11 protein-coding genes are annotated in these 25322 nt (G+C 73.7%); 5 read left to right on the top strand and 6 right to left on the bottom strand.

The annotated features are described in order from the left end of the window. Position 1 precedes the first annotated feature (1 nt). Positions 2-1075 carry a FecCD family ABC transporter permease gene (locus AC3EO4_RS14975; protein ID WP_431896081.1) on the bottom strand — a complete coding sequence of 358 codons (1074 nt, stop codon included), beginning with the start codon at positions 1073-1075 and terminating at the stop codon, positions 2-4. Positions 1076-1078: 3 nt separating this feature from the next. Next, the gene (locus AC3EO4_RS14970; protein WP_431896079.1) at positions 1079-2098 is read right to left on the bottom strand and encodes a FecCD family ABC transporter permease; all 1020 of its coding nucleotides are present in this window, start codon (positions 2096-2098) and stop codon (positions 1079-1081) included. Positions 2099-2238: 140 nt separating this feature from the next. Here AC3EO4_RS14970 and AC3EO4_RS14965 point away from each other — a divergent pair, with 140 nt between their 5' ends. Genes AC3EO4_RS14965 through AC3EO4_RS14955 form a run of 3 tightly spaced genes read left to right on the top strand, consistent with a single transcriptional unit; the run spans position 2239 to position 18310 of the window. Further along, complete coding sequence (locus AC3EO4_RS14965; protein ID WP_431896077.1) at positions 2239-3255, top strand: iron-siderophore ABC transporter substrate-binding protein; 1017 nt, start codon at positions 2239-2241, stop codon at positions 3253-3255. Between the two features lie 16 nt (positions 3256-3271). Then, a complete protein-coding gene (locus tag AC3EO4_RS14960; protein WP_431896076.1) occupies positions 3272-18091 on the top strand; it encodes an amino acid adenylation domain-containing protein in 14820 nt (4939 codons plus the stop codon). Between the two features lie 3 nt (positions 18092-18094). Next, complete coding sequence (locus tag AC3EO4_RS14955; protein WP_379573617.1) at positions 18095-18310, top strand: MbtH family protein; 216 nt, start codon at positions 18095-18097, stop codon at positions 18308-18310. A 37-nt stretch (positions 18311-18347) separates the two neighbouring features. Here AC3EO4_RS14955 and AC3EO4_RS14950 read toward each other — a convergent pair whose 3' ends face one another. The 4 genes from AC3EO4_RS14950 to AC3EO4_RS14935 all read right to left on the bottom strand — a co-directional run bounded on the left by AC3EO4_RS14950 (position 18348) and on the right by AC3EO4_RS14935 (position 24158). Further along, positions 18348-20084 (bottom strand): ABC transporter ATP-binding protein, encoded by a 1737-nt coding sequence (locus tag AC3EO4_RS14950; protein ID WP_431896073.1) that lies wholly within the window; start codon positions 20082-20084, stop codon positions 18348-18350. A 176-nt stretch (positions 20085-20260) separates the two neighbouring features. Further along, positions 20261-21943: an ABC transporter transmembrane domain-containing protein gene (locus tag AC3EO4_RS14945; RefSeq protein ID WP_431896072.1), complete on the bottom strand. Its 1683-nt coding sequence runs from the start codon at positions 21941-21943 to the stop codon at positions 20261-20263. 381 nt (positions 21944-22324) lie between these two features. Beyond that, complete coding sequence (locus AC3EO4_RS14940) at positions 22325-23530, bottom strand: ROK family transcriptional regulator (protein ID WP_431896070.1); 1206 nt, start codon at positions 23528-23530, stop codon at positions 22325-22327. A 232-nt stretch (positions 23531-23762) separates the two neighbouring features. Then, positions 23763-24158 (bottom strand): DnaJ family domain-containing protein, encoded by a 396-nt coding sequence (locus tag AC3EO4_RS14935; RefSeq protein ID WP_431896068.1) that lies wholly within the window; start codon positions 24156-24158, stop codon positions 23763-23765. Positions 24159-24308: 150 nt separating this feature from the next. Here AC3EO4_RS14935 and AC3EO4_RS14930 point away from each other — a divergent pair, with 150 nt between their 5' ends. Together AC3EO4_RS14930 and AC3EO4_RS14925 are read left to right on the top strand one after the other, a co-directional pair. Then, positions 24309-24749: a MarR family winged helix-turn-helix transcriptional regulator gene (locus tag AC3EO4_RS14930; protein ID WP_431896066.1), complete on the top strand. Its 441-nt coding sequence runs from the start codon at positions 24309-24311 to the stop codon at positions 24747-24749. Positions 24750-24824: 75 nt separating this feature from the next. Continuing rightward, a complete protein-coding gene (locus AC3EO4_RS14925; RefSeq protein ID WP_379573611.1) occupies positions 24825-25316 on the top strand; it encodes a hypothetical protein in 492 nt (163 codons plus the stop codon). The last annotated feature ends 6 nt before the right edge of the window (positions 25317-25322 follow it).

Raw genomic sequence — 25322 nt, 5'->3', positions numbered from 1 at the left:
TTCATCCTCCAGTGCCCATGCGGTTGGCGCGGGCGAGTTGCCACAACAGGAAAGGCGCGCCGAGCACACCTGTCACCACCCCCACGGGCAGGACGGAGTCGGCCATGAGCCGCTGGCTGATCAGGTCGCCGACGAGGACGATCGCCGCCCCTGTGAGTGCCGCGGCGGTGGCGGGCGGGGCGGCCGTGCGGGCCATGCGCTGGGCGATCTGGGGCGCGGCCAGCGAGACGAAAAGAATCGGTCCCGCGGCGGCGGTGGCGAAGGCGGCGAAGGCCGCGCCGCACAGCAGGAGGGCCAGGCGGGTGCGCTGCACGGGGGTGCCGAGCCCTCCGGCGACCTCGTCGCCCAGGCGGAGCGTGCGCTGCAGCCGTACGAGCAGGAGCACCACGGGGAGCAGGACGGCCAGCGCCACGGCGAGGGGTCCCGCGTGCGCCCATCCCCTGTCGTTGAGGTTGCCGACCAGCCAGCCCAGGACCTTGTGCGCCTGGTAGAGCTCGGCCCTGCTCAGCAGGTAGGAGGTGAGGCTGACGCACATCCAGCTGACGCCGATGCCCACCAGGACGATCCGGTAGCCGGTGGTGCCGCGCTTCCAGGCCAGCAGGTAGATCAGCAGCCCGGTGGCGACGGCTCCGGCGAACCCGAGGCCCTGCAGTCCGAGACCCGCGCCGAGGCCGAGCACGATGCCCGCGGCGACGGCCGCACCGGCCCCCTGGGTGATGCCGAGCATGTCAGGGCTGGCCAGGGGGTTGCGGGTGATCGCCTGGAAGATGGCGCCCGACAGGCCGAAGGCGGCGCCCGCCAGCAGGCCCACGACCGCCCTCGGCAGGCGCAGCTCCCGGACGACGAACAGGTCGGCGCGCTCGCCCTCTCCCCCCAGGGCGCGCACGACAGCGGCAGGCGAGATCGCGTAGTCGCCCGCGCCCACTCCGACGGTCAGGCAGAGCGCGGCGAACACGACGAAGGCGAGCACGAGCCAGGTCAGCACGAGCCGCGGCCGCAGCACGCCGGAGACGGCGGGCCTGTCCACGCGGAAGGCCAGGCGTCCGCGAGAGCGGGTCAGGTGGAGTCCGGACATCGGCTACAGCTCCGCGAGCCTGCGGCGGCGGACCAGGGCGATGAAGAAGGGGGCGCCGAGGAAGGCGGCCACCAGGCTCACGTCGAGCTCGGTGGGGCGCACGACGACGCGGCCGAGGATGTCGGCCACGAGCAGCAGGCACGGCGCGAGCGTCATGGAGGCGGGTAGCAGCCAGCGGTGGTCCGGGCCTGTGATCATTCTCACCACGTGCGGGACGACGAGCCCGACGAAGACGATCGGCCCCGTGACGGCCACCGTCGCCCCGGTCAGCACGGTGACGGCGAGCGCGCCGCGCAGCCGTACCAGGATCAGGCGGCGGCCCAGCGCGGTGGCGACGTCGTCGCCGAGGGAGAGGCTGTTGAGCGCGGGCGCGGTGCTCAGCGCCAGCAGCGCGCCGACGGCCAGGAACGGCAGCACCGCCAGCAGCGTCGTGCCGTCGTGACCGGTGAGCGAGCCCGCCGACCAGTATCTGTAGCGGTCGAGCGCCTCGGGGTCGGTCAGCGCGATCCCGCCGGTCAGGGAGTCGAGCAGGTAGGTCACGGCGACGCCGGCCAGCGCGAGCTTGACCGGAGAGGCCCCGCCCCTGCCCCTGCTGCCGAGCAGATAGACCACGGCGCCGGCGAGCGCGGCGCCGCCGAAGGCGAACCAGACCGCTGACCCCAGACCGCTCACGCCTAGCGCGGCCGCGGCGACCACGATGCCGAACGCGGCGCCCGCGCTGACGCCGAGGAGCCCTGGGTCGGCCAGCGGGTTGCGGGTCAGGCCCTGCATGAGCGCTCCGGCGAGGCCGAGGGCCGCGCCCGCCATGACGGCGACCAGGGTGCGGATCATCCTGGTCCCTGCGACGATGGCCGCGACCTCGGGGTCGACGCCCGCGGGGTGGACGAGGGCCGTCCAGACCTGGTCGAGCGGCAGCGGCCTGCTGCCCACGGCGAGGGACAGCGCGCAGAGCGCGACCAGGACCCCCGCACTCGCCGCGATGAGAAGCGGACGCCGTGCCGCGGCGGTTTTCTGCTGTGTCACGAAGATCCGATCTGGCTGCGCATTTAGGTAAGGCATACCTCACTCAAGCGCCTCGCGCAAGACTTTTCCGGCGATTGAAGATAGGTAAGGCTTACCTTAGTCTGCGTTCCGGTGACACTCCAGATCCGGAAGAGGAATCCATGTTCAAACGTCTCTCGGCGGTGCTCGCCGCCCTGGCGCTGACCGCCGCCGCCGGCTGCGGCACCTCGAGCCCCCCGCCGGGTACGGCGGCGTCCGCACCCGCAACGGCCACGGCCGCCCCGCCGTCGGGAGCGGCCTTCCCCGTGAAGGTCGAGCACATCTACGGCACGACCGAGATCGCCAAGAGGCCCGAGCGGATCGTCACCATCGGCCTCAGCGACCACGAGCCCGTTCTGGCGCTGGGCTTCAAGCCGATCGGCGTCGTGGACTGGTTCCAGCGCAGCCCCTTCTCCGACTGGCCGTGGGCCAAGGCCATGTGGGGCGGCACCGAGCCCACCGTGCTCGGCCTGCGCGAGGACGGCGTCAAGTTCGAGAAGCTGGTCGCGCTCAAGCCCGACCTGATCTTCGCCATGTACTCGGGCATCCAGAAGGAGCACTACGACAAGCTGTCGCAGATCGCTCCCGTCGTCGCCCAGCCGAAGGGCTACGACCCCTACGCCGCCCCGTGGCAGGAGATGACGCTGCTGGCGGGCCGCGCGCTGGGCGAGGAGGCCAGGGCGCAGGAGCTCATCGCCGGCATCGCCGACAGGTTCGCGAAGGTCCGCGCGGACAACCCGCAGTGGAAGGGGCTGACGGCGGTCGCCGCCGACAGTTTCAAGGCGGGGCAGTACTCGGCCTTCCAGAAGGGCGATCCCAAATCGGCCTTCCTGGCAGAGCTCGGCTTCACCATCCCCGAGCGGATCACCGAGCAGGCGGGCAAGTCCAACGTCGCCGAGTTCGGCTCCGAGGGCCTGAACCTGCTCGAAGTCGACCGCCTCGTCTGGCTCACCACCGGCAAGGAGCCGTGGGAGCGAATCAGGAACGACAGCGTCTACAAGGAGTTGAAGGTCGCCAAGCAGGGCCGCGACCTCTTCCTGACCTACCAGGACCCGCCGGTCGGCGCGGCGCTGTCCTTCAACACGGTGCTCAGCATCCCCTACGCCATCGACCAGGTCGTCCCGCTTCTCAAGAAGTGACGTGAAAGGCAGCCAGATGTCCGTACTTCCGCTGACCGGAGCCCAGACCGGAATCTGGCTGGCCCAGCAGATAGAGCCGGACAGCCCGGCCTACACCATCGGCTGCTACGTGGAGCTGTCGGCCGACACGTCACGGCTCGCCGACGCGATCAGGCGAGCCGTGAGCGAGGCGGAGAGCCTGCACGTGGTGTTCGCCCAGGACGAGGGACGCCCCGTCCAGATGACCAGGCCCGCGGGCCAGTGGCCGCTTCCCGTGCTCGACCTGACGGAGGCGGCCGCCCGCGCGTGGATGACGGCCGACCTGGCGCGGCCCGTCGACCTCGCCCGCGGCCCGATGTTCGCCCACGTGCTGCTGAGGCTCGGCGACGGCCGGGTGTGGTGGTATCAGCGCTACCACCACCTGGTCACCGACGGCACCGGCGTACTGCGCCTCATCCAGCGCGTGGCCCACCTGTACGGCGACGGCCCCCACGCCGACGTCGACTGGTCGTTTCCCAGGCTGGTCGCGGCCGACGTGGACCACCGCGCCTCGGCCGAGCACGCGGCGGACGCCGACTTCTGGCACGACAGGCTGAAGGGCCTGCCCGACGAGCCCGCCAGGCTGGTGGAGTGCCCACCCGCCCAGGCGGTCGGCTCCCTCCGGCGCACCGTGCACCTGTCGTCGGAGCGCTCCGACCGGTTGAGGGCGTCGGCCGCCGCGCTGGGCTCCCGCCTGTCGCGGCTGGCCATCGCCGCCGTCGCCGCCTACCTGCACAGGGCGAGCGGCGAGCGCGACGTGGTCCTCGGCCTTCCCGTCACCGGCAGGCTCCGAGGTGAGGACTCCCCCGCGCTGATGTCCAACGTGCTGCCGCTCAGGCTCGCCGTGGGCCCGTGGACCACGGGGGCCGAGCTGGTGGCGGCGGTGGCCGAGGAGGTCAGGCGGGTGGCCGCGCACGCCCGCTACCGGGGCGAGGACCTGGCCAGGGAACTCGGCAGGGCCGAGGGGCTGCGCTCGCTCATCGGGCCCACCGTGAACGTCATGCCGTACCACGAGGAGATCAGGTTCGGTGACGGCGGCTGCTCCATCGGCTACCTCTCGCTCGGACCCGTCAGCGACCTGTCCGTGGCGGTCTACGACCGGCCCGCGGGGCAGGGGTTGCGGATCGACTTCGACGCGGACGCCGCCGTCTGCGGGCCCGGCGAGCTCGCCGAGCACGAGCGCCGCTTCCTCCACGTGCTGGAGTCGATGGCCGAGCGGCCCGACCTGCCGCTGGGCGTCATCGACCTGGCGCCGGTCCCGCCGTTCGCGGCTCTGCCCGATCTGCGGGAGGTCTCGTGGACGGCGGCCTTCCGGCGGCGGGCCGCGCTCACGCCCGGCAAGGTCGCGGTGATCTGCGAGTCGGAGCGGCTGACCTACGGCGAGCTGGACGCCAGGGCCGACAGGCTCGCCCACGCGCTGCGCGCCGAAGGCGTCGGTGCCGAGGACGTCGTCGCGGTGGCCGTGCCCCGCTCGGCGGACATGGTCGCCGCGCTGCTCGGCGTCATGAAGGCGGGCGCCGCCTACCTGCCGCTGGACGCCGACCACCCGGCCGACCGGCTGGCGTACATGGTGGACGACGCGGGGGCGCGCCTGCTCGTGACGGTGACCGGCGAGGCCGTCGACCTGCCGCTGCCCCGCCTGCTCATGGACGACCTGCCGCGGGGGCAGGAGGGCGACCTGCCCGAAGGAGAGCTGGACAGGGCCGCCTACGTCATCTACACCTCGGGCTCGACGGGCCGTCCCAAGGGCGTCGTGATCTCCCATGACGGTGTCGGCGCCCTCATCGCCACCGCCGCGGAACGGTTGGGGGTCGATGCCTCCAGCAGGGTCGCGCAGTTCGCCTCCGTGGGCTTCGACGTGGCCGTGTGGGATCTCGTCATGTCGCTGTGCGTGGGAGGGACGGTCGTCGTCGTGCCGTCCGAGCGGCGGGTGGCGGGCGTGGAGCTGACCGGCTACCTCACCGAGCACCAGGTCACCCACATGATCCTGCCGCCGTCACTGGTGGCCGCGCTGCCCGCCGAGTGCGAGCTGCCGGAGGGCGGCGTGCTCGTCGTTGGCACCGAGACCGTCCCCGCCGAGCTGGTGGCCCGCTGGGGCGACCGGATGCGGGTCGTGGTCGCCTACGGCCTGACCGAGGCGACGGTCAACTCCACGCTCTGGCTCGCCGAGCGCGACTGGACGGGCCCTGTGCCGATCGGCGTGCCCGACCCCGGCACGCGCTGCCACATCCTCGACTCCGCCCTGCGCCCCGTCGCGCCTGGCGTCACCGGCGAGCTGTACGTCGGCGGGCGCGGCCTGGCCAGGGGCTACCTGGGCAGGCAGGCGCTGACCGCCGAGCGGTTCGTCGCCGACCCGTTCGGCGAGCCTGGCGCCCGCATGTACCGCACGGGCGACAGGGCCCGCCGGCGTGCCGACGGCACCATCGACTTCCTCGGCCGCGAGGACGGCCAGCTCAAGATCCGCGGCTACCGCATCGAGCCCGGCGAGGTCGAGAGCGTCCTGATGAGCTACCCCTCGGTCGCCCAGGCGGCGGTCACCGCCGTCGAGGACCACAGGGGCGTCAAGCGGCTGGTCGGCTACGTGAGCGGCGAGGGCGACATCGACCCCGCGCCGCTGCGGCGGCTGGCGGCGAGCGCGCTGCCCGAGTACATGGTGCCCGGCACGATCGTCGTGCTGGACGGGCCGCTGCCGCTGACGCCGAACGGCAAGCTGGACAGGCGGGCGCTTCCCCAGCCCGCGTGGACGGCCCAGCCGGGCGGCGCCGCGCCCGCCACCCCGGCGGAGCGGACGCTCGCCGGGCTGTTCGCCGAGGTGCTCGGCCTGCCCTCGGTGGGCGTGCACGACAGCTTCTTCGAGCTCGGCGGCGACAGCATCGTCGCGATCCAGCTGGTCAACAAGGCAAGGCGGGCGGGTCTGGCGATCACGCCCCGCGAGGTCTTCCAGCACAGGACCGTGGCCGCGCTGGCGCAGGGCAGGGAAGGGGCCCTGCCCGAGCGGGCCCACGATCCTGGGGTCGGCCTCGTGGAGGAGACGCCGATCGTCGGCCTGCTGCGCGAGGCGGGCGGGCCGATCGACGGCTTCCACCAGTCGGTGACGGTCCGCGTGCCCGCCGATCTCGGCGAGGGTGTGCTCACCGGGGCGCTGCAGGCCGTCCTCGACCACCACGGCATGCTGCGCGCCCGGCTGCTGCGCGGCGAGGACGGCTGGCGCATGGAGGTGCCGCCGCCCGGTGCCGTACGGGCCGCCGGCCTCCTGACCCTTGCCGGCTCCGACAGCGAGACCGACACCGACGCCGCCGTGGCGCGGCTGGATCCCGCGTCGGGCGTGATGCTGCAGGCGGTGTGGTCGCCGGCCGGGCGGCGGCTGTCGCTGGTGGCCCACCATCTCGTCGTCGACGGCGTCTCCTGGCGCATCCTGCTGGCCGACCTGGCGCAGGCGGCGCAGGCGCTCGCCGCGGGCGAACCGGTCGAGCTGCCTCCGGTCGCCACCTCGTTCGCGCGGTGGTCGCGGCTGCTGGGCGAGGAGGCGCTGTCCCCGTCCCGGCAGGCCGAGCTGGAGCGATGGCGGCCGACGCTCGCCGAGCCCGCCGAGCCCCTCGGATCACGGCCCCTCGACCCCTCGGCCGACACGGCCGCGCGCGAGCGCAGGCTGACGGTCGCCCTGCCCGTCGAGCAGACGGCCCCGCTGCTGACCGATGCCCCCGCCGCCTACCACGGCAACATCAACGACGTCCTGCTGACCGCGCTCGCCGCCGCCTTCTTCCGCCGCCGCGGTCCCGGAGGGCTGCTGGCCGACCTGGAGGGACATGGTCGCGAGCAGGACCAGGTGGCGGGCGAGGCGGACGTGACCCGCACGGTCGGCTGGTTCACCAGCCTGTTCCCCGTGCGGATCGAGGCAGGCGACCTGGCCTGGGAGGAGTTCCGCTCGGGCGGCCCAGGGGTGGGCGACGCGCTCAAGCGGGTCAAGGAGCAGTTGCGCGCCGTCCCCTCGTCGGGCCTCGGCTTCGGCCTGCTGCGCCCGGTGCTCGGCGACCTGCCCGCGCCGGAGCTGCTCTTCAACTACCTCGGGCGTTTCAGGGCGGGAGGCGACGCCGACTGGGAACCCGTGGGCGACGCCGACCCGCTGTCGGCGGGGCGCGACCCCGGGATGCCGCTGACGCACTCTCTGGAGATCAACGCCATCGTCAGGGACGGCGCGTGGGGGCCCGAGCTGAGCGCGACCTGGTCGTGGCCCGAAGGGGTCCTCGATCCCGGCGACGTCGCCGGGCTGGCCGACGCGTGGCTGGAGGCGCTGCGCGGGATCACCGCCCACGTGGCGGAGCCTTCCACGGGCGGGCACACGCCGTCCGACTTCCCCATGGTGACGCTCGGCCAGGAGGAGATCGACGCGCTCCCGCGCGATCTCGAAGACGTCCTTCCCGTGACGCCGCTCCAGCAGGGCCTGTTCTTCCACTCGCTGTCCGACCCCGACGTCTACACCGTCCAGCAGGTCATCGAACTCGCGGGGGACGTCGACCCCGCCAGGCTGCGCGGCGCGGTGCAGCGTCTGGTGGACCGGCACGCGCCGCTGCGCGCGGGCTTCCTGCACCGCGCCGACGGCAGGGTGGCGCAGCACGTCGTCCGCCACGCCGTCGTCCCGTGGGAGGAGGTCTCCTCCGCCGACGTCGAGGAGGTCGCCGAACGCGAGCGCGCGCGTCCCTTCGACCTCGCCGCGCCGCCCCTGCTCAGAGCCGCCCTGGTCAACGGGCGGACGCTCGTCCTGACGCTGCACCACCTGGTCGCCGACGGCTGGTCGGTGCCGATCATGCTGCGTGAGCTGGCGGGCGAGCGCCTCGGTGACGTCACGCCCTACCGCGACTACTTCACCTGGCTGCTGAGCCGTGACGACGAGGCGGCGAGGCAGGCGTGGCGGCGGGCCATGGCAGGGCTCGACGAGCCGACGCTGCTCGGCGCGCCGAGCGAGACGGGCCCGGCGGGCCGGATCTCCTTCGAGATCGGCGCGGACCTGGCCGCGTGGTCGCGGGCGCGCGGGCTGACGCTGAGCACGGTCGTGCAGGGAGCCTGGGGACTGCTGCTCGGCAGGCTGACCGGACGCCGCGACGTGGTCTTCGGCAGCACGGTCTCCGGCAGGCAGGCCGACGTCGAGGGCGTCGAGTCGATGGTCGGCCTCCTGGTCAACACCGTCCCCGTACGGCTGGCATGGCGCCCAGAGGATCGGCCCGCCGACCTGCTGTCCCGGCTCCAGGACGCGCAGGCCGAACTGCTCGACCACCAGCACCTCGGGCTGGCCGAGATCCAGCGGATCAGCGGGTTCGCCACCCTTTTCGACACGCTGGTGGCAGTCGAGAACTATCCCGTCGAGGGCGGGACGGGAGCGATCTCGGGCGTCGACGTCCGCGACGGCTCCCACTACCCGCTGTCGCTCACCGTCGTGCCGGGGCGGCGGGTCGCGTTCAGGCTCGACCACGCCATCGGCGAGACGGCCGCCGCCCGTGTGGCCGAAGGGCTGAAGCGCCTGCTGGAAGGGATGATCGCCGACGCCGACCGTCCGGTGGGCCGCCTGGACCTGATGGACCTCGACGCGGCGCGCCTGGTGGGAGGCCCGCGTGAGGCGCCGGCCACGACGCTGGCGAGCGCGTTCACGGCCCAGGCCGCCAGGACGCCGGACGCGCCTGCCGTGTTCTTCGGCGCCGACGAGATCTCCTACGCCGAACTGGACCGCAGGGCGGGGGCCCTGGCCGTACGGCTGGCGGGGCGAGGGGTCGGCCCTGGCCAGTTCGTGGCGGTGGCGCTGCCGCGCTCGCCCGATCTGCTCGTCGCCATCCTCGGGGTGCTCAAGGCCGGCGCGGCTTACGTGCCGCTCGACCCCGACCATCCGGCCGAGCGGCTGACGTACATGCTCGGCGACTGCGGCGCCCGCGTGGTGGTCACCGTGGCCTCCTTCCCCGAGCACGAGGGGGTGGAGCGCCTCGTCGTCGGCGAACCCGACCGGACGGCGCCCGACCGGACGGTGGCCGACCGGACGGTGGCCGCTCCGCGCCCGGCGGGGCAGGGCGACCCCGCCTACCTGATCTACACCTCGGGCTCGACCGGCCTGCCCAAGGGCGTGGTCGTCACGCACCGGTCGATCGTCGGCCACCTGGCGTGGGCGCAGGACCTGTTCGCCATGGACGCCAGCGACAGGATGCTGCAGCAGGCCTCGGCGAGCTTCGACGCCTCCGTCTGGCAGATCTTCTGGCCGCTGTGCTCGGGCGCCGCCGTCGTGCTCGCCGAGCCGGGCGGGCACGCCGACCCCGCCTATCTGGCGGGGCTCATCAGGGACAGGCGGGTGAGCGTCCTCGACATCGTGCCCTCGATGATCAGGGCATTCCTGGTCACCGACGAGGTCACACGGGATCCCGGCTGGGCGGCGAGCCTGCGCAGGGTCTTCGGCGGGGCCGAGGCGCTGACCGGCGAGCTGGCGCGCCGCTGGCGGGAGCTGACCGGCGTGCCCGTCGACAACGCCTACGGCCCCACCGAGGCGACCGTCCAGGTCACCTGGTGGGACGGGGAGGACGACGGCGGCGAGGCGGTGCCGATCGGCGGACCCGTCTGGAACACCGGGCTCTACGTTCTGGACGTGTGCCTGCGCCCCGCGGCGGAGGGCGAGCTCTACGTCTCGGGCGAGCAACTGGCCCTCGGCTACCACGGCAGGCTCCCGCTCACCGCCGAGCGGTTCGTCGCCGATCCGTTCGGCCCGCCGGGCACGCGCATGTACCGCACCGGCGACCTGGTACGGCTGCGCCCCGACGGCGCGCTCGAGTACGTCGGCAGGACCGACCACCAGGTCAAGATCCATGGTAACCGCGTCGAACTCGGCGAGATCGAGACGCGGCTGGCGGCCCTCGAAGGCGTCGCGGAGGCCGTGGTCGTCGCCCGCGACCACGGCGGCGCCACGCGCCTGATCGGCTACGCCGTCCCCGAGAACGGGGCGGGGGTCGACGGCGCGGAGTTGCGCGCCGCGCTCGCCGCGGCGCTTCCCGCGCCGATGGTGCCGAGCGCGGTCGTGACGCTGGACAGGTTGCCGCTGACCATCAACGGCAAGCTGGACCGCGAGGCCCTGCCCGTCCCTGAGACGGGGCCCAGGAGCGTGCGCGCGCCGCGGACCGAGCGCGAGCGGCTGTTCTGCGACATCTTCGCCGAGGTGCTCGGCGCCGAGGTCGGCGTGGACGACGACTTCTTTTCGCTCGGCGGCGACAGCATCGCCTCGATCGCGGTCTCGGGCCGGGCCCGCAGGGCGGGTCTGGCGCTCAGCCCCCGTGACGTCTTCGCCCGCCGCACCCCCGCGGCGCTGGCGGCGGCGACGGCCGAGGCGACCGAGCCGACGGCCACGGCCGACCTCGTCGCGCTGACCGACGAGGAGAGCGAGCGCGTACGACGCGCCGTCGACGTCGCCGTCGAGGACGTCTGGCCGCTGTCCCCGCTGCAGGAGGGGATCCACTTCCACTCCAGCTACGACGCCGACGCCGTCGACGTCTACACCTCGCAGGACGTCTTCGCGTTCGAGCGGCCCGTCGATGCCGACCGGCTGCGCGCGGCCTGCGCGGCGATGCTGGCGCGCAACACGAGCATGAGGGCGGGTTTCACCGCCGAAGGGCTGTCGCGTCCCGTGCAGTTCGTCGCAGCCGAGGTGGAGGTCCCGCTGCGCGAGGTCGACCTGTCCGGCATGCCGCGCGACGAGCGCGACAGGACCGTGGCCGAACTGCTGGCCGAGGACAGGACCACACGGTTCGACCTGGCCCGCCCTCCGCTCATGCGGCTGCTGCTGATCCGGTGCGGCGACCGCGACCTGCTGGTGCTCAGCCACCACCTCATCCTGTGGGACGGCTGGTCGGGCTGGCTGGTGCTCGAACAACTCCTCGGCGACGCGGCCGCCCTCCCCGCCCCCGGCACCTACCGCGACTACCTCGCGTGGCTGGCCACGCAGCCGGACGGCGAGGCGCTCGCCGCGTGGCGCACGGCCCTGTCGGGACTGGACGAGCCGACGCTCGTCCGGCCGGCCGACGACGGCCTGCGGCCGGCCATCCCCGTCGACCTGGACGTCGTGCTGCCCGCCGAGCTGGGCGACGGCCTCCGCGCGATGGCGCGCGAGACGGGGCTGACGCTCAACACGCTGCTCAACGCGGCGTGGGGGCTCGTGCTCACGGCCACGGTCGGCCGCGACGACGTGGTGTTCGGCGCCGCCGTGGCCGGCAGGCCGGTCGCGGTCGCCGAGGTGGAGAGCATCGTCGGGATGTTCCTCAACACGGTGCCCGTGCGGATCGCCTTCGACCCCCGCGAGTCGGTGCTCGAGCTGGCCGGGCGGATGCAGGACGAGCGTGTGGCGCTGATGCCGTACGAGCATGTGGGACTCGGCGAGTTGCAGAGGGAGAGCGGTCACCGGCGGCTCTTCGACACCCTCTTCGTGCTGCGCGAGGCAGGCGGAGAGGAGCGGATGGCCGAGTTCACCGGCCGTCACGGCATCGTGAACGTGACGGCCGTCGACGCCACCCACTACCCGCTCACGCTCATCGTGACGCAGGGCGCCCGCCTGCGGGTGACGCTGTCGTACCGGCCCGACGTGTTCGGCGGACAGGAGGCGGGCAGGGTGGTCGACCGCTTCGCCGCCGTGCTCGCCCGCATGGTCGCGGCGCCGCACGCCCCGGTCGGCACCATGGACCTGCTGCTGGAAGGCGAGCGCGGGGAAGCGGACCCGCCCAGGCCGCTGCCGCGGGCGACGGTGGCCGAACTGCTCGCCGAGCAGGCGGCCCGCACGCCGGCGGAGGTGGCGCTGGTCTTCGGCGAGGAGCGGCTGACCTACGCCGAGCTCGACGCCCGGATCAACCGGATGGCCAGGCTGCTGATCGAGTACGGCGCGGCGCCCGAGAGGGTGGTCGCGCTCGCGCTGCCCCGCTCGGCCGACATGGTCGTGGCGCTGTTCGCCGTGCTCCAGACCGGCGCCGCCTACCTTCCACTGGACCTGGAGTACCCGGCGGAGCGGCTGTCGTTCATGTTGGAGGACACCTCGCCCGCGTGCGTGGTGACCACCGGGTCCGTGGCCCTGCCGGAGACCGGCGTGCCCCGCCTCGTTCTCGACGATCCCGCCACCTCCGCGCGGCTGGCGGAGCTGCCGCGGGGCGAGCTGACCGACGCCGAGCGGCCCCGCTTCGCCCGCGACCTGCCGCACCGGCTCGAGCACCCCGCCTACGTGATCTTCACCTCGGGGTCCACCGGCCGGCCGAAGGGCGTCGTCACGCCGTACAGGGGCCTGACGAACATGCAGTTCAACCACCGCGAAGCCATCTTCGAGCCGGCGATCGCCGCCGGTGGGGGGCGGCGGCTGCGCATCGCGCACACGGTCTCCTTCGCCTTCGACATGTCGTGGGAGGAACTGCTGTGGCTGGTCGAGGGGCACGAGGTCCACGTCTGTGACGAGCACCTGCGGCGCGACGCCGAGGCCCTGGTCGCCTACTGCGACAGGGAGCGCGTCGACGTCGTCAACGTGACGCCCACCTACGCCCATCACCTGATCGAGCAGGGCCTGCTCGAAGGGCATCGGCCGCCGCTGGTGCTGCTGGGCGGCGAGGCCGTCTCCGAGACGGTGTGGTCCGCGCTGCGCGACACCGAGGGCACCTTCGGCTACAACCTCTACGGGCCGACCGAGTACACGATCAACACGCTTGGCGCGTCCACGGACGACAGCGCCACGCCGACCGTGGGCAGGCCGATCTGGAACACCCGCGCGTACGTGCTCGACTCCGCGCTGCGCCCGGTGCCGCCCGGCACCCCGGGCGAGCTGTACATCACGGGCGTCGGCCTGGCCCGCGGCTATCACCGTCGCCCCGCGCTGACCGCCGCGGCCTTCGTCGCCGACCCGTTCGGCGTGCCGGGCGCCCGGATGTACCGCACGGGCGACCTGGTACGGCAGCGCCCCGACGGCGCCCTCGACTTCCTCGGCCGCACCGACGACCAGGTGAAGATCAGGGGATACCGGGTGGAGCCGAGCGAGGTGGCCGCGGCGCTGGAGGAGCACCCGCTGGTCTCCCACGCGGCTGTCGTCGCCGACGGCGGCAGGCGGCTGCTCGGCTATGTCGTGCTCCGGAGCGAGGACGGGGATCCGGCGCAGGTGCGCGGGTTCCTGAAGGACAGGCTGCCGGGCTACATGGTGCCCGCCGCGCTCGTCGCGGTGGACCGCCTGCCGCTCACCGTGAACGGCAAGCTGGACGTGCGGGCGCTACCCCGGCCCGCCGTCAGCGGCGGCGGGCAGAGCCGCCCGCCCGGCTCGGCGCGCGAGCGCGTGCTGTGCGAGCTGTACGGCGAACTGCTGGGTGTGGAGGGCGTCGGCGTCGACGACGACTTCTTCGATCTGGGCGGGCACTCCCTGCTGGCCACCCGGCTGGTCAGCAGGGCCCGCGCGGCCCTCGGCGCCGAGCTGGCGATCCGCGACCTGTTCGAGGCGCCGACCGTCGCCGAGCTGGCCGTCAGACTGACCGGGCACGACGTGCGCCCCGCGCTGGCCGCGGTGGCCGAGCGTCCCGCCGAGCCTCCGCTGTCGTTCGCGCAGCAGCGGCTGTGGGTGATCGAACAGCTGGAAGGTCCGTCGGCGCTGTACAACTTCCCGCTGGTGATGCGGCTGCGCGGCGAACTCGACGTCGAGGCGCTGGCGGCCGCGCTGGCCGACCTGACGGCCCGCCACGAGGCGCTGCGCACGCTGATCGTCGAGCGGGAGGGCCGCCCCTTCCAGCGCGTGGTGAGCGTGGAGCAGGCGATCCCCTCCGTCGAGGTCGTCGACGGAGACGAGGCGTCGCTGGAGGCGATCATCGCCAGGCCCTTCGACCTGGCGGCCGAGCTGCCGCTGCGGGCCACCGTCGTCAGGCTCGGCGAGCGCGACCACGTGGTGGCGCTGCTGCTGCACCACATCACGACCGACGAGTGGTCGGACGGGCCGTTCCTGCGCGACCTGTCGGCCGCCTACGCCGCCCGCCGCAGGGGCGTGGCCCCCGCGTGGGAGCCGCTGCCGGTGCAGTACGTCGACTACACGCTCTGGCAGCGGCGGCTGCTCGGCGACAGATCGGACCCCGAGAGCGTGGCCGCCCGCCAGCTCGCGTTCTGGGCCGAGACGTTGCGCGGGGCGCCCGAGCGGCTCGAACTGCCCGCCGACAGGCCGTACCCCGCGCGCCCCACCGCGGCGGGCGGCGAGCTGCGGGTCGACTTCGGCGAGGAGGACAGCGAGCGGCTGCGACGGCTGGCCCAAAGGTCGGGCGCGAGCATGTTCATGGTCTGCCACGCGGCGGTCGCCGCGCTGCTGCACCGTCTCGGCGCCGGTGACGACCTCCCGCTCGGCGTGCCGATCTCGGGTCGCACCGACGAGGCCCTGGACGATCTCGTGGGCTTCTTCGTCAACACGCTCGTGCTGCGCGCCGACGTGTCGGGCGACCCGACGTTCGCCGAGCTGGTCGCGCGGCTCAGGGAGCACGACCTGGCCGCCTTCTCCCACCAGGACGTGCCGTTCGAGGCGGTCGTGGAGGAGCTCAACCCGGTACGGTCACCCGGCCGCAACCCGCTGTTCCAGGTAATGGTCGGCTACCGCAACCGCGCGGCCGACGACTTCGCCCTGGAGGGGCTCGAGACGCTGCCCGCGCCCGTGGACGCGAGCACCGCCACGTTCGACCTGGTGTTCGGCTTCGCCGAGGATGCCGCGATCTCCTGCGTGATCGGATACCGCTCCGACCTGTTCGACAGGTCCACGGTCGCCGCGATCGGAGAGCGGCTGGCGGGACTCGTGGAGATCGTCGCCGCCGACCCCTCGGTCCGGGTCGGCGAGATCGACGTGCTGACCAGGGACGAGCGGGAACTGGTCGTGACGGGCTTCAACGCGACCGACCGTCAGGTGGCCGAGGAGAGCATGCACGGGATGTTCCTGCGCAGGGTCGCCGAGCGCCCCGACGCCGTCGCGGTGGTCGAGGGCGGCCGTTCGGTCACCTACGCCGAACTGGACGCGCTCTCCGACCGGATGGCCGGGGTGCTCGCCCACCACGGCGTGCGGGAGGAGAGCGTGGTCGGCGTGGCGGTGCCGCGCTCGGTGGACATGGTCGCGGTGATGCTCGGCGCGCTCAAGCTCGGCGCGGCCTTCCTCCCGCTCGACCTCGCCCATCCCGTGGACCGCCTGGCGTACATGGTGGGCGACTCGGGGGCGAAGGTGGTCGTGGCCGCCCATCCGGTCGAAGGGCTGGACGTGCTGCTGCTCGACGACGCCCGCGGCGGGGAGCGGCGCAGGCCCGCCTATCCCGAGGTCACGCTCGACCAGGCGGCCTACGTCATCTACACCTCGGGCTCGACGGGACGGCCGAAGGGCGTTCTCGTCACCCACGAGGGGATCGGCAGCCTGGTGGCCACGGCCGTCGACAGGATGGGGCTCACCCCCGACAGCAGGGTGCTCCACTTCGCCTCGATCGGGTTCGACGTCACCGCCTTCGAGCTGAGCATGGCGCTGTGCCACGGCGGCAGCCTGGTGCTCGTCCCCGACGCGGCGAGGGTGCCGGGCCGTGAGCTGACCGACTTCATGAACGAGCAGCGGATCACCCACGCCATCCTGCCGCCCTCCCTGGTGGCGGCGCTGCCCGCCGGCTGCGAGCCGCCCGAGGGCTGCACCGTGCTGGTCGGCACGGAGACGGTCCCGCCGGACGTGATCGAGCGGTGGGCGGGCAGGCTGCGGCTGCTGGCCGCCTACGGCCTCACCGAGGCCACGGTGAACTCGACGCTGTGGGCGGCCGAGCCCGGCTGGGCAGGGGCGGTGCCGATCGGCGTTCCCGACCCCAACACCCACGCCTACGTGCTCGACGAACGCCTGCGCCCGGTGCCGCCCGGCGTGGCGGGCGAGCTGTACGTCGCGGGACGCGGCCTGGCGCGCGGATACCTCGGCAGGCACGGCCTGACCTCCGAGCGGTTCGTGGCCTGCCCGTTCGGCCCTCCGGGCGCCAGGATGTACCGGACGGGCGACAGGGCCCGCTGGCGGGCCGAGGGCAACCTCGACTTCCTGGGCAGGGCGGACGACCAGGTCAAGATCCGCGGCTTCAGGATCGAGCCCGGCGAGATCGCGGGCGCGATGACCAGGCACCCGTCGATCTCCCAGGCGGCCGTCGTGACGGACACGAGCGGGCCGGAGCCGCGCCTGATCGGTTACGCCGTCTCGACGGCGGGCCCGCTCGACCCCGCGCGGGTGCGGGCGCACGTGGCGGCGCTGCTGCCGCCCGCCATGGTGCCTTCCGCGGTGGTGGTGCTCGACCGGCCACTGCCGCTGACGCCCAACGGCAAGCTGGACCGCGCCGCGCTGCCCGCGCCCGACTGGTCGGCGCTGACCGGCGCCACCCGACCGCGTACGGGACGCCAGCACCGGCTCGCGGAGCTGTTCGCCGAGGTCCTCGGCCTGCCCGAGGTCGGTGTCCACGACAACTTCTTCGAGCTCGGCGGGCACTCGATGTCGGCCATGCGGCTGCTCGGCAGGATCCGCACGACGATGGACGCCCGCCTCGCGCTGCGGGCGGTCTTCGACGCGCCCACCGTCGCCGCGCTGGCGGCCGTGCTCGACGAGGGCGACCTCGGCGACAGGGCCAGGCTGCGGCGACTGGACCTGCCCGCGGCGCCGCCCCAGGAATGGCAGTGGTCCAGACACAGGGAGGGCGCGCCCTACGACATGGCGTTCGCGCTGCGCTCCCCCGACGCCGATGCCGCCGCCGCGGCGCTCGCCGACGTCACCGCCCGCCACGAGCCGCTGCGTACGGCCCTGGTGCTCCGCGACGGCGGACTCGTCCAGGTGCCGGCGGCGCAGTGGCTGGAGCGCATCCGGGTGCGCGACCTCGACGAGGGGCTGCGCACGCTGGCGACCGAACCCGCCGACCTGGAGGGGCGGCCCCCGTTGCGGGCCAGGCTCCTCACCGACGAGGCGGGCGCGCAGGCGCTGCTGCTGACCATGCACTATCTCGCCGTCGACGAGTGGTCGGTGGTGCCGCTCGTGCGCGACTTCGCCGCCGCCTACGAGGCCAGGCGGCGGGGCCGCGCCCCCGAATGGGAGCCGCTGCCGGTCGGTTACGGCGACTACACGCGGTGGGCGCACGAGGTGGCCGACGACGGGCAGCTCGACCACTGGCGGCGGGCGCTGGACGGGATGCCGCGGACGCTCGCGCTGCCGTACGACAGGCAGGGCGAGGGCGTGCGCGGCGGCCACGTCGGCGTCGCGCTCGACGCGGAGCTGCACAGGGGCATCGACAGGCTCGCCGCCGAGAGCGGCGCCAGCATGTTCATGGTGCTGCACGCGGCGTTCGCGACCCTGCTCACCCGGCGAGGGGCGGGCACCGACCTGCCGATCGCCTCGCTGGTGGCGGGCCGCGCGGAGGAGGAGCTGACCGGCCTGGTGGGCTGCTTCTTCAACACCGTCGTCCTGCGCACCGACACCTCGGGCGAACCGACCTTCCGCGAGCTGCTCGCAAGGGTCAGGGAGAGCGACCTGACCGCGCTCGACCGGCAGGACGTGCCGTTCGACAGGGTGGCAGGGGCGCTGGGCCTGCGGGCTCCGCAGGTGATGATCGTCCACCATGAGCAGGCCGACATGGGCGAGCAGGCCTTCGAGCACCTCCCGACGGGGGCGCTCAACGCCGACCTCACGCTCAGCTTCTTCGAGCCGCGCGGCGACGGTCCCGTGGAGTGCCTGCTGGAGTACGCGACCGACCTGTTCGACCAGGCCACGGTCCAGTCCATGGCGGACGAGCTGGTCCGCATTCTGAACACCGAAGTGAGGAGTTAAGGCATGAGCACGAACCCGTTCGAGGACAGGGACGGCCGGTTCCTGGTGCTGGTCAACGACGAGGGCCAGCACTCGTTGTGGCCGTCGTTCGCCGAGGTGCCCGCAGGGTGGCAGGTGGTCTTCGGCGAGGAGACGCGCGAGGCCTGCCTGGAGTACGTGGAGACCCACTGGACCGACCTGCGGCCCCGCAGCCTCGTCGAGGCCATGGAGCAGGGCTGAGCCCTGCGCTGCTGCTCACGTGCGGGGCCCGGCCCCGCTACCGCTCGCGGTGGCCGGACCAGGCCTCCCACAGGGCCGCGTAGCGGCCGCCGGCACGCACGAGCTCGTCGTGCGTGCCGGTCTCGGCCACCCGGCCCTCCTCCAGCAGGACCACGCGATCGGCGGCCGCCGCCTGGGTGAGCCGGTGGGCGACCACGAGCGCGGTCCTGCCCTCGATCGCGGCCGCGGCCGACGCCTCCAGCGCCCTGGCGCCCGCGCTGCCCGCCTCCGCCGTGGCCTCGTCCAGCACGACCACCGGCGGATCCGCCAGCACCAGCCTGGCCAGCGCGAGCTGCTGGGCCTGGGCGGCGGTGAGCCGGTGGCCGCTCTCCCCCACCACGGTGTCGAGTCCCTCGGGCAGCGCCCGCACCCATGCCAGCGCGCCGACGAGGTCGAGCGCGGCGACCAGGTCCTCGCCTCCGGCCTCCGGCCTGGCCAGCCTCAGATCGTCGGCGAGCGTGCCGGTGAAGACGTGCACTTCCTGGGTGAGCAGCGCGACGTTCCTGTCATCGCCGTCGACGGTGATCGAGCCGCTGTCCGGCTCGTGGATGCCCGCGATCAGCTTGGCCAGCGTGGTCTTGCCCGCTCCGCTGGCCCCCACGAGCGCGACCGTCTCCTTGGCCGCGATGTCCAGGTCGACCCCGCGCAGCACCGGATGGCCGCTCCTGTAGGCGTACCCGACGTCCGAGACGCGGACGTCAGGGGCGGGCGAGCCGGAGGCCAGGGGCGGCGCGGGCACGGCGGCGGCGTCGACCACCCCGACCAGCCTGGCCAGGCCCGCCCCCGCGGCCTGCGCGTCGTCGACCAGGCCGAGCGCGATGTTGATGGGCGTGAACAGACTGTGGAAGTAGAGGGCCGCGGCGCCTGCCGTGCCGATCGAGACCTCGCCGCCGCGAACCAGCAGGAAGCCCGTCACGAGCACCGCCGACAGCCCGGCCCACTCGGCCAGGTTCAGCCTGCCGTAGAACCCGGTGACCAGCCTGACGCCGGCCACCGCGAGGTCGACCGCGGCCCGTGAGGCGGCCCCCACCATCGACAGGTGCCGGTCGGCGAGCCTGAACGCGCGCACGGTCGGCGCGCCGCCGACCGTGCCGAGCAGTTGCTGCTGCTGGGCGCCGACGGCCACCCGCTGCGACGCGTAGAGCGGCACGGCGCGGCGCACGTACCAGCGCAGCGTGTGCGCCTGGATCGGCACCGCGACCAGCGCGACGAGCAGGAAGCGCCAGTCGAGGACCGCCATGCCCACCAGGGTGAGCCCGATCGTCAGGACCGAGCGGGCCAGCGCGGGCAGCGCGTCGCGGACCGCGTTGGTGATCACCGCCACGTCGCTCGTGACGCGGGAGGTCAGGTCGCCCGAACCGGCCCGCTCGACCTGGTCGAGCGGCAGCCGCAGCGCCCTGTCGACGAAGCGTTCGCGCAGGGCGGCGAGCATCCCCTCGCCCAGCCGCGCCACGAGGGAGACCCCGAGCGCGGTCGCCACGCCATGGCCCACCGCGATCGCCACGAGCCAGGTCACGGGCTCGGTGATCGCCGCCGCCGGGCTTGCCCGGGCGACCAGGTCGATGATGTGGCCCAGCACCGGGGCGGTGAGCAGGCCGATCCCTGTCGCGACGACCAGGACGGCGAAGCCGCCCAGCGCCGCGAACCTGTGGGGCCCGGCCAGCCGCCACACCGCCGCCCTGGTCTGCGCCGCGGTGGCGGTCGGCAGCAGCTCGCGGTCCTCGGTCGTCGTCATCGGCGCTCTCCTCGCGGCGGGTTCGTGCTCGTTGTCGTCGGCGGGCGGTGCTCGTTCTTCTCCGGACGGTCCTCGTTCGCGTTCCTCGCCGGACGGGTGCAGGATCGCGGCCCCCGGGCCAGGACCGCGGCACCTCGGGCCAGGACCGCGGCCCCTCGGGTCAGGACCGCGGCCCGTCAGGTCAGGACCGCGGCCCGGTAGGTCTCGTGGTCGTGGACGAGCTCGGCGTGGGTGCCGTGGGTGATCCGGCCGTCGCCGTCCACGAAGATCACCCTGTCGGCCCCCGCCAGCAGCGCGGGGCTGGTGACGACCATGATCGTGGTGCGCCCCTCCCTCGCGGTCCTGATCCCCCGGGCGATCCTGGCCTCGGTGGCCGCGTCGACCGCGGTGGTCGGGTCATGCAGGATCAGCACCGGCGGTGCCGCCGCCAGCGCCCTGGCCAGGGCCACCCGCTGCCGCTGGCCGCCCGACAGCGACAGGCCCCGCTCGGTGAGCGGGGTCTGCGTCCCGTACGGCAGCGCGGCCGCCACCTGGTCGGCGGCGGCCGCCTCCATGGCGGGCCAGGCCGCGCCGGGCTCGGCGGCGGCGCCGACGTTCTCCAGCAGCGTGCCCTCGAACAGGTCGGCGTCGTGCTCGGCCACCACGATCGCCCTGCGCACCTGCCCTGGCTCGATGCTCGACAGCGGCACGCCGTCCAGCTCGACGACGCCCGACTCGGGGTCGGCCGCCCTGCCGAGCACCTTCAGCAGCGAGGTGGCGACGGCGGGGTCGATCGTGACGACGCCGAGCAGCTCGCCAGGCGCCACCTCGACGCTCACGTCGCGCAGCAGGCCGTAGGAGACCTCCTTCAACGCGATCCCGCCGCGCACGTCCGGCGGCAGGTCGTCCTCGCCTCCCGCCACCGCGGGCGGTGAGGACAGCACCGACGCGATCCTCGCGGCCGACGCCCTGCCCTGGGCGAGCTCTCCGTTGGCCCACGCCAGGATCGACAGCGGCGTGAGCAGGAACTGCGCCAGGCCGACGGCGGCCACCAACTGGCCTACGCTGATGTCGCCCTGCGCGGCCAGCCGCCCGCCCACCAGCGCCACGATCGCGATGAAGACACCGGTCAGGATCAGCATGCCGCCGTCGTGCCAGGCCTGCGCCCTGGCCGCCCGCACCGTCGCGGTGAGCGCGTCCCTGCTGGTCGCGCGATACCGGTCGACCGCGGCCCGCTCGGCGCCCATCCCCTTGAGCACCCGCAGTCCCGCGATCAGGTCGGCGGCGACTCCTGAGGCCTTGGCGGCCCGTTCCTGCTCAGCGCCGCTGCGCCGTTCCAGCGGCTTGCCCAGCAGGTGTGCCAGCGCCAGCAGCGGCGGGACACCAAGCAGCACCAGCAGGCCGAGCGGCACGGACACCAGCAGCAGCGCCACGCCTCCGGCCAGCAGGCCCGCGAGCGCCGCGGCCCCCGCGCTCAGCGCGACGTTGACCGCGCCCACCCGCTTGGCGTCGGCGGTGGCGATGGAGACCAGCTCTCCGGGCAGCCGTCCCGTCTCCGCGCCCGCCCTGTGCTCCAGCACCCGGCCGGTCAGTGCCAGGCGCAGCTCGTGCGCGGCCAGTTCGGCCGCCTTCTCCGCGGCGCGGGCGCTGAACCGGTAGCTGGTGGACAGCCCGGCGAACACCAGCGCCAGGACGGCGATCCAGGCGACGAGGGCGCGGCCGTCACCGCCCGAGACCGCCTGGTCGATCACCACGCCGACCACGACGGGGACCAGGGCCTCTCCTGTCTGGTGGCTCGCGGCGAGCACGGCTCCGCCCGCGCTCAGCTTCCACTGTCCGGTGATGGCACGTCGCAGGACGTCACGGCCTTCGATGGGCACTGCTGCGGTTCCTCCGGCTCGTCGCGCGCGGGTTCGCACTAAGGTGAGCCTAACCTAATATGATCGATCGCAGGAGGGCGATCCACCCCCGAGGCCGGTCAGGTGACGTGCCGGCGCCCACCGGACGCCGACGCCACGTCGGCCACGCCGGTGCCGGTCAGCACGACCGGCCGGTCTCCGTCCGCCAGGAGCAGCCCGGCGGCGATGGACGCGCGCCGGCCCGATCCGCAGGCGACCAGCGCCAGGCGACCGCCTCCGCGGCGCCGGCCCGATCCGCAGGCGACCAGCGCCAGGCGACCGCCTCCGCAGCGCCAGGACGAGTTCGGCCCCCGTACGGCGGGCGGCCTGCTCGCGCCGACGAATCGGGCGGCAAGGTCGGTGTCAGGAGGTCGGGCGTGAGGGGAGCCGGCCGGAGTCGACCGAGTCGAGGACGCGCGCGGCGCCGCCGAGGGCCGCGGCGCCGTACCCCAGCGTGGAGGCGACGATGCGGCAGCCGCCCAGGTCCGCCGCGATGGTCCGGTCCCTCGCCTCGGCGGCGGCCGCGGGCAGCAGCCACGGGGCGAGCGGGACGTAGTAGCCGCCCAGGATCACCGCTTCGGGGTTGAGGAGGTTCGTGGCGATCGCGATGCCCTTGCCGAGGTCGCGGCCGACCCTGGCGAGCCGGTCGAGGGTCGGCCGGTCGCCCGCCTTCGCCCTGCGGACGACCTCCTCGATCTCCGGCTCCACCTCCGCGGGGTCGGTCGACGAGACGAGCACGCCGATGCCCGCGACGGCCTCCAGGCAGCCGGTACGGCCGCAGCGGCACGCCGGCCCCTCGGGATCGATCTCGATGTGCCCGATCTCCCCGCCGAACCCCTGGCCGCCGCGCCGCAGCCGCCCGTCGAGGATGACGCCGGCGCCGACGCCCACCTCGCCGGTCAGGTACACCAGGTTCGGGGTGCCGCCGAGCGGACCGAACCGATGCTCCGCCAGGACCGCGAGGTTCGCGTCGTTCTCCACCTGGATGGGCAGGCCCGGGTCGTGGAGCGCCTTGGCGAGGTCGCCCGCCAGGTCCACCCCGCGCCAGCCGAGGTTGGGCGCCACCACGACCGTGCCGCCGGTGTCGATCAGGCCGGGAACGGCGACCGCCACACCCAGCGCCTGCCGCCGGTCCCTCGTCATGCGGCTGATGACGCGCCTGGTGAGAGCGGCGATCGCGGACACGGCCTGCGCGGGCGTGGCCGTCGCGCCGGGGAAGGAGCGCCGCCACGACAGCAGCCGCTCCCCCGACAGGTCCACCGCGACCGCCGTCAGGTAGTCGACGTTGATCTCGAGGCCGATCGACGCGTACGGCGAGCCGTCCAGGACCAGCATCGTGGCCGGCCGGCCGACGCGGTGCTCCGTCAGGCCCACCTCGCGCAGCAGCCGCCGGTCGATGAGGTCGGCGACGAGGCTGGACACGGTGGCCTTGTTGAGCCCCGTGGAAGCGGCGATGTCGGCCCTCGAGCAGGGCGCGTTGTCGCGCACGAACCTCAGGACGACGGCGAGATTGGCCGCCCTGACGTCGGTGAAGTCCGCGGGCCGCGGGTCCGCTGAGGAAGTGATCAAGGTCAGCCCCGTTCCCCACGATCGGCCAGGCTGGCCCCATCATGCCGCACGTCGGCGCCCCCAGACCAATTCCTCGCGACCCCTCCCACGTGGGAGCGATTCCACAGGAGGGATTCGTTCGGACACTGGCCCAACCAATCAGAGAGGCCCGAGCCTACCTGCTTGCTGATCCAGTTCGACCGCCTGGACGACCTGGCGGCGGAGCTGGGCTGAGCGACCCCGGCCGGACCGGTCAGGAACCGCCGCCCGGCCGGCGTTCGCGCCAGGCGTCCAGGAACTCCTCGACGTCATAGGGCATCAGGTTGAGCGGCGGACCCGACATCGCCTTCCTGTTGCCCTCGGCGATCTTCCCGTTGATCTCTTCGAGGATGCGCCTGACCTCGTCCTCGGTGGCGGCGGCCCGCGCCTCGGCCAGTGCGCTCTCCGCCTCCTTGCGCAGGGCGAGCGAGGGAGGCAGCGGCATGGTCAGGCTCTCGTCGGCGAGTTTGCGCTTGACCCACCAAAGCTCGTCGTTCAGCTCGTTCCTGTTCGGCAGCGGCTTGCCGGCGCCCGGCAGGTCGTCGAACTCGCCGCGCTCCTGCGCTTCACGGATCTGCCGGTCGATCAACGTCTCGAAGCGATCGGTCATGGACGCTCCTCCCGCGTATCAGGCGACGTCACCATCCTGACACGCGAAACGATCGGTCCCGTGCCTGGGTCGCACGCCGTGTCCCCGCGCTCGCGGCCGACGCGACGCGATCCGGCGGGCCGCCGGCGGGCGGTGCGGGAGACTGGGGAGGTGACCATCGAGAACGCCCGTCCGGGTCCACCGGAGACCAGCCCATCGATCGTGCTGCTCACGCTGGCGCACCGGATCGAGACCGAGCTCGGGGCCGCCCTCGCGCCGCTGGGACTGACCGTCAGCAGGCTCGGCCTGCTCGGGCACATCTCCGGCGTGCCCGGGGTGTCGTTCAGCGACCTGGCACGCATGTCAGGGATCACCGTCCAGAGCGTCCACACGGCGGTGAAGGCGCTGTCCGGCGCCGGGCTCGTCCGTGACAACACCGCCCGCCCCGGGTCCGCCTCGGCCATCGAGATCACACCTGACGGCAGGCGCCTCATGCAGGAGGCGGCGAAGGCCCTGGCCGAGGTGGATGAGCGGCTGTTCGGTCCGGACGCCGACCCGATCCAGCGCCAGATCGCCGACGCCGTACGTGCCGCGTTCGGGACCGGCCCCTGACGCCCGCCTTCAGGCAGGCTGAAACCTTCTGCTAGGCTTCAGCCTGCCTGAAGGTTGCGACGAGGAGGAGACCCCGTGGATGCCGTGCTGCTGTCGATCCATGTGCTCGCAAGCATCGTGCTGGTCGGTGGCTCGGCCATCGCGACCAGCCTGTTCCCCCGCTACGCCCCCGTCGCCACGAGCGTCACGGCGGCCCAGGGCGTCGCGGGCGCGCCGGCAGACCCGCTGCAGGACACCCAAGGGGAGCGCGACAGGGCCGTGGCCGTCGCGCTGCACCGCATCACCCGCGGCTACGGCATGCTCGGCGTCGTCGTGCCGGTCGCGGGGATCACCCTGGCCCTCGTCCAGGGCCGGATGGGCGAGCTCTGGATCACGGTCTCCATGGTCCTCACCGCCGTGGCGGGCGGGCTGCTCGCGCTGCAGATCTATCCGCGGCAACGTGACGCCCTCGCCGCACCGGACGACGGCACGCGGCTGCGCACGCTGAGCATGCTCGCCGGGATCTACAACCTGCTGTGGGCGGTCGTCGTGGTCCTCATGATCGTGCGCCCCGGAGCCCAGGCCTGAGGCGGC

It is taken from the genome of Nonomuraea sp. bgisy101 (genome assembly GCF_057708945.1).
This window is presented reverse-complemented; position numbering and strand designations above follow the sequence as displayed.